Here is a 15,738-nt window from a genome sequence, read left to right as displayed (position 1 = left end):
CCTCAAATTGATTGCTATTCATATATACTTTGACCGACCAACGCTTCAAGACCTTTTCGATCTTTCACTAAAATGCCACCGCTGCTCCGTTCGATCAAACCTTCTTCACAGAACTGTTTAATAATCCGATTAAGGTGGCGATAGCTCGTTCCGATCAGGTTCGAAGCATCGGTCAAATTGACTTTTTTATCTTGTTCCAATTCATGTTCATCTTCTGTAACTGAGAGAAGGTAGCTTGCCAGCCTCACATCAACAGATTGCATAAGGTTAAAGCTAAGGGAATTCGATTTGACATAAAATTTATCTGTAATAATTTTGAGCAAGAACTGAAGAAATGCAGGGTCATCTCCACCGTATTTTCTTAATGCAGTGTAAGGGATCCCTAAGAGATGTACCGTCGAAACCGCTTCGACTGTATTGATCAAGCTGCCTCCGCGTACGTATTCGATGTCACCGATCAATTCAATCGGTGTTTTAAAAGAGAGAATAAGCGTCTTTCCTTCTTCTGACGTCGTATAAATCTTGACTTTCCCTTTTACAAGAACATATAAATGCTCTGCAGGTCCTCCCTGATCACCGATGCGTTCTCCATGTTCGTACGTATAGAGTGAGAATTTTGAACGGAGTTCTTTATTAAAGATCGTCTGTAGCTTATACGTTTCAATGTATTCGTCAATTAGTTGATCAACTGTCCTTTTCATGAAACTCCATCCCTTCTCTTACTTCTATTAAAAGGTTAGCATAACCACTCCGGCAATCATCATCCCGATACCGATAAACTGTGGAAGCTTCATCTTCTGTTTGACAACACCGAACCAGCCTTTGCTATCGATCACGAAGGTTAAAAGAAGCTGCGCGATCAATAATGCAGAAATCGTTACCGTGACACCAATCTTTTGAATCGCCGTGATATTACTGAACACCACGATCGCGCCAAATGTGCCTCCCATCAAATACAGAGGCTTCACTTGTGTTACATTTCGCCACGTTTTGTTACGAAGACTGATCAAAATCACCAACGCTAACAAAAATCCCACAAACTGAGTGACCGTTGTCGCCTGCCAGACGCCAACATCTTGACTAATACGCGTGTTCGCAACACCTTGTAACGTAATAAATGCTCCGCCTAAAAGCGCAAAGATACTTCCTTTCATTTTCTCACCCTCTTACATGTTTTCTACTTCTTTATTAAAAAGCAAAACACAATGAGCAAGTTAGGACATATGTCCTCAGAAGCATTTTTTTATAAAAAAAACTTAAATTACATAAAAAAAATCCCCCTTACATGAGTGAGGGAGAATAGGAACTTAAATAGATGTCGGTTCAGGCAAAAGGATTTTTTTCTTTCCAGTTGTAAGTACGATTATTTCAATGATATCTGGGAATCGTTTAAACATGTGCTTCGAACATTCAATAACGTTTTGCTGGAACTGGTTCACCTGGTCTTCAAGTAGATCAACGACATATTTCTGAACGGTTAATTCTTTATCCGTCTGATGAACGATGACGGAATTTAGGCTGAATTCCGTGCCTTGAATCTCATCAAACCCACGCCAAAACTCACAAAACCACGCTTCTTTATCTTTTGCTTCGTTTAATCCTTGAATAAGGTGATCCATGATTTGCGCTAACTTTATGTAATAACATCCCTGAGAAGGAAAGAGATCTCGATTTAGTGAAGATTGCTCTGCTTCAATGAATTCAAGAGTAGTCAATAGACTTCTCTGATGTTTCGGTAATGCATAAACACGCTTTACGACTTGATCCACAAACATTTGAAGCTCTTGTCTCCAACTATCTGCTTGAATCATTTAACTCAACTCCATTTCTATGTTAACCTACCACCATTATAGTTGATAATGATTATCAACGTCAATTGAGTATCGTAAAAACCTAGCCTCTAATAAAAAAGAGACAGCCACTGGCTGCCTCTCCAAACTTACATGTTCGGTTCAAATGTTTTACAATCCGTTTCTTCACTATCACGAGCCTTATTCCCTTTGTGACTAACAACAAAAATCTTATCCGCCGTACAAGTCTCTCCGCCTCTGTTATACACACAGTTACTTACTTCGCAAAGAACATCTTGTGCCATCAAAAATCACCTCTTTTTGTTATTAGAATTAACTTTCCAATGGAAATTCATACATAACGATAAGGTGTAACTACTTTTCATATACCCTGTTTTTCTACATATAATCATTATCGGTAATTAAATTGAAGAGGAGGAATGCGGAATGGACCTCGCACGATTGAATCGCATTCAACATTTAGCCTACGACATTATGGAAGAAATGAATAAAGAAGGAAGTTCACAAGATTGCTCCCATTCGAATCAAGTGATCGATCTTCTGTCGCGTGCAATCGGAAACCTAACGGACCCCTCTGGCTCATTTTCAATCGATTACGTAGAAGAAAAAGTTGCAACTGCTCACTTCTTACTGTTTAAGAATGAGAAGAAGGTGCCTGCTATTATTAAAGAAAAATGCGTTACGAACGAAAGCTAAATGAGTGCTGGCTGGGTGCCAAATTTAAAAGACCTCATCCATGTCTTCAAAAGCATATGGTGAGGTCTTTTTTTAAGAATTTTGTCAAACTATCTCAAGGTTATCTTTATTCCCCATTCCTCAACTTCTCTTTCACAAATTCTACTTTAGTAGAAAACTTCTCCACCATTTCTTCTACATTTCCCCATTTCACTTTGCGATCCTTTACCATGCTTCCTACTACCTCAGGGTTCGGCCCCCCTGTAACGCTCCTTCGTTCAACGAAGGTTTTTGGATCGCAAATGTTTTTCCAGTCTTCTTCAGAAAGTTTTACGTCACCTATCCACTCATTCACTTCATCAGTGGTCACTTCATATAACTCCTTATTTACCTCTGTTGCTTTTTTACTTACGAAGCTTGATAGCTGATGAGCTTTTCGGAAAGGCACGTCATAATCTCTTGCTAAGACGTCGGCTAACTCGGTAATCGTGATCATATTTGTTTTTGCTTGCTGTAATGCGCGCTCTTTATCGAATTTCATTGTTGTCATAACCGCTGTGAGGAGTTTTATCACACGATTAGCTTTATGAAAGCCATTATAAAGATGTGGCTGGAGATCATCTTCAGTATCCACGATATCGCCATATGGCGTGTTATGAATCATTTGAACCACGCTTAATCCTTCGCCGACTGCGCTACTAGCAAGAGCTCTTGAATGTTCCAAGGATACTGGATTTCTCTTCTGCGGCATAATGCTACTTACTTGCACATATGCATCAGAAACTTTGAGTAGGCCTACTTCATTGGATGCCATACGAAGAAGTTCTTGAATCCATCTTCCTATGTTCGTCATGACGCTTACTAACGTAAGAGCTGTTTCAAGCAAATAATCTCCAGTTCCAATCGCGTCATAAGAATTCTCCATCATGTCATTAAATCCCAAAAGCTCCACCATGCGTTCACGACTGATAGGAAATCCAGTTGTCGTAATGGCAGCTGCCCCCATCGGTGAACGGTTCACTGTATAGTAAGCTTGCCATAAACGATCAACGTCTCTTGAAAGATTATCCGAAATCGCTAGTAAATAATGACCGAATGTTGTAGGTTGAGCAGGCTGAGTGTGAGTGTGGGCCGGCATGATTGTATGGACGTGGTCTTTTGCTTGCGGAACAAGCGATTGCCCTAGTTTTTGTACATTATCCAAAAGTTCAAGTATATGATCACGTAGTACGATCCGATACATGGCTTCACCCATGTCATTTCGACTTCTAGCAATATGCATTTTCCCAGCCAAATCGTGTCCTATTAACTTCGCTATTTCTGCTTCTACGAGAAAGAAAAGGTCTTCATACTCTGGCATATAGTTCAGTAATTTTCTTTCCATACTTGCAACTTGATTGATCCCGTCTAAGATCTTCTTTGCTTCAACAACTGAAATAATCTGTTGTTCTTTCAGCATTATTGTATGAGCACGATGAATCATAAACATCGCATCAAACAAGTAGTCGCGCTGATCTTTGAAAACAGGTTTTAGCAGCTCGTCTACGTATGTTTTGCCAGGAAAACAGTCTCCATCCTCTAATTCAAAATCTATCTTTCGCTTATTCACGTTTTCACCCCGTTTGCTAGAGCGTATTTTCAGATTTAACTCCAAAGAATTTATACGAAATAATCATTACGATCGCGATAAGCCCAACCTGAATCATGCCATAAGCTGCCGCTTGTCCAAGGTTAAACATCCTTAGCTGGTTCATAATCTCGATTGATATAGGTCTGTTATCTAACGTATAGAGTAAGACCGAGGTTGGGAATTCGCCTACCGCCTGTACGAAGGCAAGTAACGTTCCACTTAAAACCCCCGGCATGATTATTGGTAACACGACTCTTCGGAACGTATAGAGCCATCTCGCCCCAAGGTTCTGTGCCGCTTCTTCAATCGAATCATCCATTTGCTCAAGTACAGCATTTGTTGACCTCACGACAAGCGGGATAAACCGTATAAAGTATGCAAGTGGTAAAATCCAGAACGTCCCAACTAGTACTTGACCAAAAGAGAAAATCGACTTACTGTTGAACGCTAAAATAAGATTCATTCCAACAACGGTTGCTGGTAATGCCCAAGGAAGCATAACTAGAATATCAAGTAAGTTCTTACCGAAGAATTTTCTTTTCACAAGGGCATAGGAAGTGATGATACCGAACACAAAACAGCCTAAACAAGCAAAGAAAGCCATAATCAAACTATTCCGCACCGGGTCCCAAATATTTGGATCCTCGAATAACAAACGATAGTTTTCTAGATTGAAAGTGGACGGATACTTCTGCCACGTCCAGGATCCTTCTGGTACAAAGGATAAGATCGCTAAAACTGCATGTGGTAATAATAGGACGATCATCGCTACGACGCCAAGGGACACCATCACCCATTTTAGAAGAGGGTTATTTACCTCGCTTCGGTGTGCACCTATCCCTTTTGATCCCATCCGATAGTCTCTTCGATTTTGGAACCACCTCATAAATAAGAGGAAAGTAATCGAAACAGCTGAGAGAATAACAGATTGCGTTGCGGCCATTTCTAGATCTCCATTAATTTTTGAGAAGTAGATTTGAAGACTTAGCACTCGGTAGCCACCAGCAAGTAAAAACGGTGCACTAAAGGAAGCCATCGAAACCATGAACACAAGGAGAGATGCAGCAACTAATGCAGGTGTTAATAGCGGAAACGTTACTTTCCAAAACACTCCAAGACGTCCTGACCCAAGATTGGCTGCTGACTCTTCAAGTGACGGATCTACATTGTTAAGTGCGGACGATACCGTCATATAAAAATATGGGTACATCGTATAGGCGTGAACCAGTAGAATACCTGTCACACCACCAATGCTAAACGGAACTTCTTCTAAATTCAGTAAGTCTTGAAGGGCTACTGGTATAATGCCCGCCTCTCCGTACAACCACATAAATGCCATAACACCGACAAGTGAAGGCAAGACAATCGGCATGATAGCAATCCCTGAGAAAAAGGAGCGTCCAGGAAAATTATATCGTGTAAAAATAAAAGCAAGCGGTACTCCTATACATGCGCTTAGCAAAACTGATAACAAGGATATGTAAACCGAATTCCATAACGCTTCTAAATTAGCCTGTGCTTTTGGGCCAAAGAAATCTACATAGTTTTGTAGGGTAAAGGAGCCATTCTTTCTAAAGCTCTCAATAAACGTTTCGATCGTTGGGTATAAGACGTAGCCCACAAGAACTAGTATAATCGGGATTAGTAGAAGGATTGTTTTTCTTCTCTCTGCATTTAACATCCTACATCACTCCTTTGCCACTGGAACGATTCGAACCTGTTCGGGAGGAAGTTGAACATAAACATCAGATCCTTCTTGTAGATAGGTGCTCGGACCCCGGTTCAAATCAGTCACTTTCAATGTGGCGCGACCTTCATTGACTTTTATGAAACTATGAACGGATTCTCCTGTGAATTGAACAAGATCTACTTTTCCCTTTAGTGCATTCACTTCTTCTATATTTGTTTTTGATAAGGTGATCGCTTCGGGGCGAACGGACATTTTTAACGTTTGATTCTTTAACGATTCATCCTCACTGGGAGCATCCGTATGAACAAGAAGGTTTAATTCCTCACAAAAAAAGCCTTCGTCACGTTTGGTCACTGCAAACAAATTCGTTTCTCCAATAAACTCTGCAACAAAATCATTTACCGGCTGATTATAAATTTCTGTTGGCGTCCCAATCTGTTGGCAATTTCCAACGTTGAATACCGCGATTCGGTCACTCATCGTGAGTGCTTCAACTTGGTCATGTGTTACATAAATAGTGGTGATTCCATACTCACGCTGCAAGCGGAGAATTTCATTTCTCATTTCATCTCGTAACCTCGCATCAAGGTTACTTAATGGCTCATCAAGTAATAAGATATCTGGTTCAATGACTAGTGCCCTTGCTAAAGCCACCCGCTGTTGCTGACCTCCACTTAACTGACTAACCTGACGATCAATAAAAGGCTTCAAGCGCACTTTCTCTAATACATCTTCTACTCTTCTTTTCACTTCACTTTTGTTCACTTTTCTTACTTTCAATCCGAAGGCTACATTTTCAAAAACTGTCATATGAGGAAAAAGGGCATAGTTTTGAAAAACCATGCCCGTATTTCTTTTTTCAGGTGACACTGTCGTCATATCTCGATCATCGAATTTTACCTTTCCAGCTGAAGGGTAATAAAATCCTGCGATCATCCTAAGGGTTGTTGTTTTACCACATCCACTTGGCCCAAGGAAAGTAAAGAACTCCCCTTCTTTAATCGTGATATCCAACTCTTTAACGGCAGTGATATCGCCAAATTGTTTTGTAATCTTAGATAAAGTTACTGCTGTCATGACCAACAACTCCTCTTTCTGGAGATCTATTCTTCTTTTTGCTTCTCACTGTTTTTAATGTTGTTGTCCCAGTGTTCCATCCACTCATCAGACTTTTCTTGGAAAACTTCCCAGTCGATTTCCATCGCATTGATTTCAGTTTCCTCGATCCAACTTGGTAGGTCATTAATATCATTTCTAGTTGGAATTCTATAGTATTTTTCGGCTAGTAGCTTAGCTGCTTCTTCTGAATTTACAAACTCATAAAAAGCTTTCGCTGCCTCTGGATGTGGTGCTCCATCGACAATCGCAATTCCTTCTGTTAAGACTGGTGTTCCACTCTCAGGAATTACATAGCTAAACGGATAGCCCTTTTCTTCAGCTAACATAACGGTATCCGGCATATTCCAAACAGAAAGATTCCCTACACCTTTTGCGACCTGGTTGTACATGATCTCAGGGTTCGCTGCATATTCTTTCGTGTTCTCATCTAATTTCTGGAGCCACTCATACCCAGCATCCGGGCTTTCAGTTTCTTTATAATCCCTATAGATCATCGAGGAGTAAATCGTACGCATCGTTCCAGAAGCAAGTGGATAACGAATGATCAGTTCATCTTCCCATTTAGGATCTACGAGGTCATCCCAGTCCTTTGGCGCATCTTCTTCAGAGATTTCTTTGTTGTTGTAAAGAATGACTTCAGGGGTTTGAGAAGTCCCTGACCAATACCAATCTTCGTCATGATACATAGCATCTAATGCGTCTGCATAGCTTGGCTCATATTTCTGCAAAAGCTCATCTGATTTAGCTTCATCAAACATCACTTGGGGAGCACCCCACCAAATGTCAGCTTGCGTATTATTTTTTTCTGAACGAACTCTGTCTAATATCTCTTGTGAGCCAAGATCGAGAAACTCCATATCAACATCGTATTCCGCTTCAAACTGCTTCTCAAATTCGCTTAAAATATCCTTTCCGTGCGGGGAATAAACAACGACCTTATCCTCTAAATCCCCTTCATTACCAGAGCTATCTCCATCTCCACTTGCTTGTTCATTCCCTGCCATACAGCCTGATAAGATAAGGCCAACCATTGTTACGAACATCATCCGTCGAAATTGACGTTTCATAAACTCACTTCTCCCTTCTTATAATTGAATGATCGAATTATGTTCTTCAAGGAATAATGCCGCTGCCCCAACAATGCCGGCTTCCTTTCCAAACGTGGACGGTACAATTTTGCAGCTCTGTGGTGTGAAATGCTCCACAATTTCAATTAACGAATGCTTATAGTCCTCGAATGACTCGCTAACACCACCTCCTAAAATAACGAGATCTGGATCGAATAAAGACACATAATTTGCAATACCATATCCTAAATGTTCGATGGCGTTTTCAATTACTTCTTTCGCATCCTCATCCCCTTTTCTCCAACTCATAAAGGCTTCTTTTGCCGTTAGTCGTGTGTTCTTTATTTCTGATAACTTATTTCCGATCGATGAACCACTTGCAACGCTCTCAAGAAACCCATAACCTTCATAAGTTGGATGATAGCTCTTAGCACTTTGATAATCTGTTACTATGTATCCCATCTCCCCTGCACTGTAATTACTGCCTCGAAACAGCTTGCCATTAAGAATCATGCCGCTGCCTATCCCAGTTCCTACAGCAATGAAAATAATATTTTGAAGTGCCTTACCAGCACCAAGCCACTTTTCACCAAGAACACTTGTATTCACATCATTTTCAACATAAACCGGATAAGGGAAGTATTCACTTGCTATTTTTCGAACGGGATAACGTTTCCAATTCAAACTTGGAGCGTCTAACACGATGCCATGTTCTACATTGGTTACACCGGGCACCCCAATCCCCATCCCAAGAATATCTTGATTACTTAAATCGAGATCATGGAGCATACTCGCTACCTCTTTTTGCAAGCGATCAAACAAACCCTTTTTAAGATGTTCGTTTGTTGAAAATTCTCGATACGCGTGAACCTCTCCATTTAAACATGTTACTCCAGCGGCTACTTTTGTGCCGCCTATATCAACCCCGATCACGTAGGCAGCTCGAGGATTAAAAACAAGATGAACAGGTTTGCGGCCACCGCTAATCGTTGATTCGCCTGGCCCTTTTTCCTCAATCCATCCCTCTTGCAACAGCTGTTCGACAATCATTGATACTGATGGTTTACTAATTTGAAGCCTTTTTGATATTTGTGAACGAGAAATCGGCTCAAAGTCCCGAATACATTTCAACACGAGTTGCTTATTCGTATTTTTGATAGATGCGGCATCGCTCTTTTGCATAGATGTGTACTCCTTTATTAATGATAAAAATGGCAGTACGGTCTTTAGTTAGTTAACAAAACTTACTAACGATTACTTTCTTTTATAAAGCGCACAAGTAAAAATGTAAAATACTGTTTATTAGCATTCTCGTTCATAGAGAGTAAAGATGCTCATTTATGCTTCAATATTCTTTATTTTGGTTTAAATTTAGAAAATTTTATTTATTTTGTTAAATCATTACTATCGAACTATCCAAACAGTACGAAAGTAGGTTCCAATTATTGGATAAGTCTGCCTATAATGGTTTTAAGTTAGTTACGTTGCATTACTAACTAATTTCACTTAGAGATGAAGGAGGATTTATTTGAAGAACCTGGGGAAAGTATTTTTATCGTTGATTTTAATCATGTCTGCCTTTGGTACAAGTTCTACCCTAAGTTTTGCAAAAGAGTCGTCTAACAACGATTTAGCTCTATGGGAATCTGTTGTACCTTTAACAACAACAGCAAGCTTCATGAATACAGGGGCTCATCCTGATGATGAGAGAAGTCATTTCCTTGCTTATTTATCACGTGGACAAGGTGTAGATACGTCCTTTCTCCTATCTACTCGTGGTCAAGGCGGTCAAAATGAAATCGGTAGCGAGCTCGGGGACGCACTCGGTATTATCCGAACAAACGAATTACAAGCTTCCTCCAAAGTCCTTGGCATTGAAACCTTCTTCTTAAACGAAGACTTCGAAGATAGCATCAAAGACTTCGGTTTCTCCAAAACACCCGAAGAAACATTGAACAAGTGGGGAGAAACGGAGACGTATGAACGCCTCATTCAGTATATCCGTACCTTTAAACCCGATATCATCATGCCCTCATTCCGTAACGTAGACAGCCAGCATGGTCATCACCGCGCCATGACGTTACTTACTCAAAAAGCTTTCGAAGATGCAGCAAATCCTTCCATTTTCCCCGAGCAGCTTGAAAATGGACTAACCACTTGGCAAATCAAGAAACTCTACCTCCCTGCTGAAACAGAAGCCCAAACCACTACCTCTATCCAGATCGGTATTTACGACGAACATTATGACATGACCTACCCACAGCTTGGCGAAAAAGCGCGTTACTTACATGAATCACAAGGCATGGGAAGAGATGTTGGAGATGGACCAGAAACTGTAGATTTACAGCTCGTTAAATCAACTGTTAGCGATATACCAGAACATGAAGATAGCATCTTCGAAAACATCCCTTACGATTTCGCAGAATACGCCAGGGTTCTTTCGAAAAGCGGTAATAAGTACAAACAAAAACTTATTCACCTTCAAAAGGATCTCGAACAAGTAAAAAGTGCGTATCCGAACCATAAAAAAGTTCTTTCTCGATCAGAAAAAGCTTACAATCAACTCCAAAAGCTTATCAAGAAGATCGAGAAAGACAAGAAGCTATCTGATGATTTAAGAAACACACTACACCATAAACTTCTAGTAAAGGAAGAACAACTAACAAACACGATGTTTACCGCAGCACAGCTACAAGTCGATGTTGAGGTTGTTGATCCGCAGTTAACTCCGGACGATACAACAAACGTAAGTGTTTCGATTGCAAATAATGGTTCATCTAAAATCAAACGCCTATCGGCTTCTCTTTCCACTCCTGAAGACTGGATAGTAAAGGGGAAGCACCACTCTTCATCGTTAGCACCTGGAGATCAACTAACGTTTGACTTCAACGTCAAAGCAACATCAACAGACTATTATGAGGCGTACGCACAAAGCGCAATTAAAGCCAATATCAGCTTTAAAACAAAAGGGAAATCCGCTACAAAAACCTTTACACCAGAAAAACGAGTTGCTTTGCTACCAGAAGTATCCGTCAAACCATCTCCTGAGAATTTAGTTATAAACACCAAAGACATAGATGAAAACGTAACAATGGATATAGACATCGAGAAGTTTGTAGAAGGAGCTTTAGAAACAGACGTCGGACTTCAATTACCTGAAGGATGGACATCTGAGCCTGAAATACAGTCTGTTTCCTTTGCATCAGATGAACAGGCAAAAACCATTTCGTTTACACTAACCCCTTCAGATACTGTTGAAGAAGGCGAATTTAAGATCGTGCCTAAAGCCGAAGTCGGAAACGAAACGATCAGTAAAAACGTCCAAATGATCAAGTACGACCACATCGGGACAAATTATTATGTATCCGATGCGTCTGTGAGCGGCGTAGCATTCCCACTTGAATACCCAGCGAATCTCAAAATCGGTTATGTAGATAGTGGGTTTGATAAAGTAGCCGATCAATTATCTAACGTTGGCATGGATATTACACAATTAACCGAGCAAGATTTAGCTTCAGGAGACCTCTCTCAATATGATACGATCGTCACTGGCATAAGAGCGTATCTTTCAAGAGAAGATTTGGTGCAGCATAATGAGCGGTTATTGGAATATGTGAACAATGGTGGTCACCTTGTAGTACAATACAATAAACCATGGGATAACTGGGACACGAACACAACCGCTCCATATGAGCTCGAAATCGGACAACCTTCCATCGAGTGGCGCGTTACAGATGAAGACGCTCCGATTAACGTATTAAAACCTGAAGCAACGATTTTTAATTATCCAAATAAAATCAATCAATCTGATTGGGATAACTGGGTACAAGAACGAGGACTTTATTTCCCGATGAATTGGTCAGAGGAGTTTGAAACATACGTAAGCGTTGCGGATCCAGGTGAAGAGCCATTCGAAGGCGGGATCTTGAAGGCTGATTATGGAGAAGGTACTTACATCTATACGAACTTAGTTTGGTACCGTCAGATTCAGAACCAAGTTCCTGGTGGGTATCGCATTTTTACTAACTTGGTAAGCTATCCTTACTATGAAGAATAATATAGGCTAACCCTTCAATGTTTAAATGGTAATAAGTATAAAAAAACACCTTCAAAGTTGTATATCATGCTTTGAAGGTGTTTTTATATTCAGTGAAAAAATACTGGTTCTCTATCTTATTACTCAGTTACTGTTCCTGCATCAGCTGGATGTACACCATGACGATAGAAGTCAGCATCAATTGGTTCCAGTGGCTTACGTCCAAGAATAAGATCAGCAGCCTTTTCTGCCAGCATGAGTACAGGTGCGTGGATATTTCCGTTTGTTACATATGGCATTGCAGAGGCATCGACTACGCGAAGGCCTTCTACACCGTGTACCTTCATTGTTTCTGGGTCCACAACAGCCATTGGGTCTGTCTTAGGTCCCATCTTACACGTACATGATGGGTGAAGTGCCGTCTCAGCATCTTCTCTTACCCATTCAAGAATCTCCTCATCTGTTTGCACAGAAGGTCCTGGGGAAATTTCGCCACCATTGTATTTTTGCATAGCAGGTTGAGACATGATGTTACGAGTAACGCGAATTGCCTCTACCCACTCACGCTTGTCCTGTTCAGTGGAAAGGTAGTTGTAAACCATGCTTGGATGCTCTTTCGGATCTTTCGAGCGAATTTTTAGTGAACCACGAGCGTCAGAGTACATCGGTCCGATGTGAACTTGGAAGCCGTGTTTCGTTTCTGCTTTTTGACCATCGTAACGTACCGCTACAGGCAGGAAGTGGAACATCAAGTTCGGGTACTCAACATCCTCATTTGAACGGACGAATCCTCCACCTTCAAAGTGGTTTGTTGCGGCTGGGCCTGTACGGTTAAGCATCCACTGCAAACCGATCCATGGCATACGCGCTTTGCTTAAGTTAGGCTGTTCAGAAACTGGTTCTGGACATGTGTGCTGCACATAAACTTCTAGGTGATCCTGAAGATTTTCACCAACACCTGGAAGATCTACAATCGGATCGATTCCAAGAGAACGAAGGTGTTTAGCGTCACCGATTCCATTTAGTTGAAGCATTTGCGGCGTCGCGATCGCACCACCTGAAAGAATAACTTCACCAGCTTTGACTTGATGCGTTTGTCCGTTGCGACGGTACGTTAACCCTGTCGCACGTTTCCCATCAAAATCAATGCCCGTTACAAAAGCACGTGTACGAACCGTCAAGTTTTCACGGTCCATGAATGGGTGTAGATACGCACGTGAAGCAGATAGACGTTGACCTTTGTAGACATGCTTATCAAACGGTCCAAATCCTTCCTGACGGAAACCGTTCACATCTGGAGTACGTGAATAACCAGCTTCTACACCTGCATTAAAAAATGCTTGGAATAGTGGATTTTTTGCAGGTCCACGCTCTAGTTTAATCGGTCCATCGTGACCACGAAGCTCATCGTCTGGAGATGCTAGCGCATTTTCCAAGCGTTTGAAATATGGAAGGCAGTGTGCGAAGTTCCAGCTATCCATACCTTCGTCAGCACCCCAACGTTCATAGTCCATTGGGTTTCCTCGTTGGTAGATCATTCCGTTGATGGAACTAGATCCTCCAAGTACTTTTCCTCGTGCATGTGGGATGTTGCGCCCCTTCATGTAAGGTTCTGGGTCTGTTTCGTATTGCCAATCATATAGGTCTTTTCCAGATGGGAAAGGAAGAGCTGCTGGCATTTGAATTAAAAGGTCCCAAGAATAGTCACTTCGCCCAGCTTCTAATACAAGCACGCTTTTCTTTCCATCTTCACTTAGACGGTTACCGAGTACAGAACCTGCACTACCACCGCCTACGACTACGTAATCATATGATTCCATCATATTCTGTTCCTCCTTGATGTTGAAAATAGGAGAGGTAGTAGAACTAACGTCTACTCCCTCACCTATTACATGTATTTACTAGTTTGGTATGTTGTATGGTTAGCCGAATCGTCGGCTTTGGTTAATTAATAATCGGTATCTTAGAACCAGTTGATCGTTTCTGGCTTCAGGTTTTGGAAGATATGCTTTGTTTCTGTATATTCCTCTAAACCAAGCTTTCCAAGTTCACGTCCGATACCAGATTGCTTGAATCCACCCCACGGTGCGTGAGGGAAATAGAGGTTGAATTCATTGATCCAAACTGTACCCATACGCATTTTCGCAGCACAGCGTTCAGCTTTCGCAATATCGTTTGTAAAGACGCCTCCAGCAAGGCCGTAAATGGAATCGTTCGATAGCTTGATCGCATCTTCTTCTGTACGGAATTTCTCAACTGTGATGACAGGACCAAATCCTTCTTCCTGCACCACTTTCATATCTGTTGTGCATTCAGTTAAGATCGTAGGCAAATAGAAGAAACCGTTTTGCAATTCAGGGTCTTCAGGACGTTTGCCGCCTACTTCTACTTTTGCACCTTCTTGAATTCCTGCTTCTACATACTTTTCTACTTTCGCAAGATGCTCTGCAGAAATAAGAGGACCCATCTGCGTATCTTCGTCAAATCCGCTTCCAAGCTTGAACTTCTTCACTCGCTCTACAAGCGCATTAACAAATTTATCGTGAATGCTTTCTTCTACAATCAGTCTTGTACCAGCTGAACAAATTTGTCCTGCATGGAAGAATACTCCGTTAAGAGCTTGATCGACTGCTAGATCAAAATCAGCATCTGCAAAGATCACGTTTGGGTTCTTTCCGCCAAGCTCGAGTGCGAGCTTCTTCACATTTGTGCTCGCAGATTGCATAATCTTTTTCCCTGTCGCAATACCACCGGTGAAGGAGATAAGATCAACATCTTCATTGATAGAAAGCTCTGCACCTACTGTGTGACCTGAACCAAGAACAAGGTTAGCAACACCAGCAGGCACTCCAGCTTCTTCAATTAGTTCAAATACTTTGATATGAGTGAGTGGTGTAATCTCACTTGGCTTAATGATCAACGTATTCCCTGTCGCAAGTGCTGGAGCTAGTTTCCAAGATGCTTGAAGAAGAGGATAATTCCACGGTGTAATTTGCCCGCAAACTCCTACTGGTTCACGCACAACTTTACTGATGGAATTCGGGACAGGAGAATCGATGAGCTCTCCACCGTCTTTATCCGCAAGTTCCGCAAAATAACGGAACACCCCTGCGATATCATCCATGTCTCCGCGGCTTTCTTCGACTGTTTTACCTGTATCCAACGTTTCTAAGTGAGCTAACTCCTCTTTGTCTCTTTCAATGAGCTCAGCAATTCTTCTAACGATCGCTCCTCGTTCAGTCGCTGGTGTCGTAGACCATTCGCCGTTATCAAAAGCTTCTCTTGCAGCAGCGATCGCAGCTTTTGCATCGGACTCATTTCCTTCTGGAACAACAGCGATCTCTTCCTGGTTAAATGGGTTAATGATCGAACGTAATTTTCCAGAGTTCGCACCGACCCATTTTCCATTTATGTATTGTTGTAGTTTAAGATCCATATCTATCAACTCCAATTTCGAAGTAAATTAATTATATTAAAAATTTATTTAACATAATTAACGTTAACACGTCTTATTTTTGGTGTCAAAATAAATTCTTAAGTAGATAACCAAAGATTCAAGCCTCTCTATGATGGGTATAATGAGTACTATCCTCACTATCTCTATTCATTTTTTAACATCTTGTGTTTGACATTTAATGTGAACACGTCAACAATTAGTTCATAAATAAAATTCAATAACTTTTTAACTCGATTTACTTTTCTATAAAGGA

13 protein-coding genes are annotated in these 15,738 nt (G+C 41.1%); 2 read left to right on the top strand and 11 right to left on the bottom strand.

From position 1 onward, the window contains the following. Positions 1–14: 14 nt before the first annotated feature. The 4 genes from ACXADT_RS08120 to ACXADT_RS08105 form a co-directional block, all read right to left on the bottom strand. On the bottom strand, positions 15–701 hold the full coding sequence (locus ACXADT_RS08120; RefSeq protein ID WP_270179773.1) for a Crp/Fnr family transcriptional regulator: 687 nt from the start codon (positions 699–701) through the stop codon (positions 15–17). Positions 702–728: 27 nt separating this feature from the next. Beyond that, on the bottom strand, positions 729–1,154 hold the full coding sequence (locus ACXADT_RS08115; RefSeq protein ID WP_474810716.1) for a DMT family transporter: 426 nt from the start codon (positions 1,152–1,154) through the stop codon (positions 729–731). Between the two features lie 153 nt (positions 1,155–1,307). After that, on the bottom strand, positions 1,308–1,811 hold the full coding sequence (locus ACXADT_RS08110) for a hypothetical protein (RefSeq protein ID WP_474834146.1): 504 nt from the start codon (positions 1,809–1,811) through the stop codon (positions 1,308–1,310). Between the two features lie 128 nt (positions 1,812–1,939). Continuing rightward, positions 1,940–2,095 carry a DUF1540 domain-containing protein gene (locus tag ACXADT_RS08105; RefSeq protein ID WP_270179776.1) on the bottom strand — a complete coding sequence of 52 codons (156 nt, stop codon included), beginning with the start codon at positions 2,093–2,095 and terminating at the stop codon, positions 1,940–1,942. 142 nt (positions 2,096–2,237) lie between these two features. On the opposite strand from ACXADT_RS08105, the gene ACXADT_RS08100 reads away from it, so the two are divergent. Further along, positions 2,238–2,507, top strand: coding sequence for a hypothetical protein (locus ACXADT_RS08100; protein ID WP_474834145.1), 270 nt, complete (start codon positions 2,238–2,240; stop codon positions 2,505–2,507). Positions 2,508–2,613: 106 nt separating this feature from the next. Here the strand turns inward: ACXADT_RS08100 and argH are convergent, their stop codons facing one another. The 5 genes from argH to ACXADT_RS08075 are packed head-to-tail and all read right to left on the bottom strand — an operon-like array spanning position 2,614 to position 9,174. Continuing rightward, on the bottom strand, positions 2,614–4,095 hold the full coding sequence (argH, locus tag ACXADT_RS08095; RefSeq protein ID WP_474834143.1) for an argininosuccinate lyase: 1,482 nt from the start codon (positions 4,093–4,095) through the stop codon (positions 2,614–2,616). A gap of 16 nt (positions 4,096–4,111) precedes the next feature. Then, a complete protein-coding gene (locus ACXADT_RS08090; protein ID WP_474834141.1) occupies positions 4,112–5,797 on the bottom strand; it encodes an ABC transporter permease in 1,686 nt (561 codons plus the stop codon). A 6-nt stretch (positions 5,798–5,803) separates the two neighbouring features. Further along, positions 5,804–6,883: an ABC transporter ATP-binding protein gene (locus ACXADT_RS08085; RefSeq protein ID WP_270179789.1), complete on the bottom strand. Its 1,080-nt coding sequence runs from the start codon at positions 6,881–6,883 to the stop codon at positions 5,804–5,806. A 26-nt stretch (positions 6,884–6,909) separates the two neighbouring features. Further along, complete coding sequence (locus ACXADT_RS08080) at positions 6,910–7,992, bottom strand: extracellular solute-binding protein (RefSeq protein ID WP_474834138.1); 1,083 nt, start codon at positions 7,990–7,992, stop codon at positions 6,910–6,912. Between the two features lie 18 nt (positions 7,993–8,010). Further along, positions 8,011–9,174 (bottom strand): ROK family transcriptional regulator, encoded by a 1,164-nt coding sequence (locus ACXADT_RS08075; protein ID WP_474834136.1) that lies wholly within the window; start codon positions 9,172–9,174, stop codon positions 8,011–8,013. A gap of 346 nt (positions 9,175–9,520) precedes the next feature. Between ACXADT_RS08075 and ACXADT_RS08070 the strand changes: the two genes are divergently transcribed. Then, complete coding sequence (locus ACXADT_RS08070; RefSeq protein ID WP_474834134.1) at positions 9,521–12,049, top strand: PIG-L family deacetylase; 2,529 nt, start codon at positions 9,521–9,523, stop codon at positions 12,047–12,049. Positions 12,050–12,168: 119 nt separating this feature from the next. Here ACXADT_RS08070 and betA read toward each other — a convergent pair whose 3' ends face one another. Together betA and betB are read right to left on the bottom strand one after the other, a co-directional pair. Next, entirely contained in the window at positions 12,169–13,851 is a 1,683-nt protein-coding gene (betA, locus tag ACXADT_RS08065; RefSeq protein ID WP_474834132.1) for a choline dehydrogenase, read from the bottom strand. Between the two features lie 140 nt (positions 13,852–13,991). Continuing rightward, positions 13,992–15,464: a betaine-aldehyde dehydrogenase gene (gene betB / locus ACXADT_RS08060; RefSeq protein WP_474834130.1), complete on the bottom strand. Its 1,473-nt coding sequence runs from the start codon at positions 15,462–15,464 to the stop codon at positions 13,992–13,994. Positions 15,465–15,738: the final 274 nt, after the last annotated feature.

It is taken from the genome of Anaerobacillus sp. ABR4_321, assembly GCF_056158505.1.
This window is presented reverse-complemented; position numbering and strand designations above follow the sequence as displayed.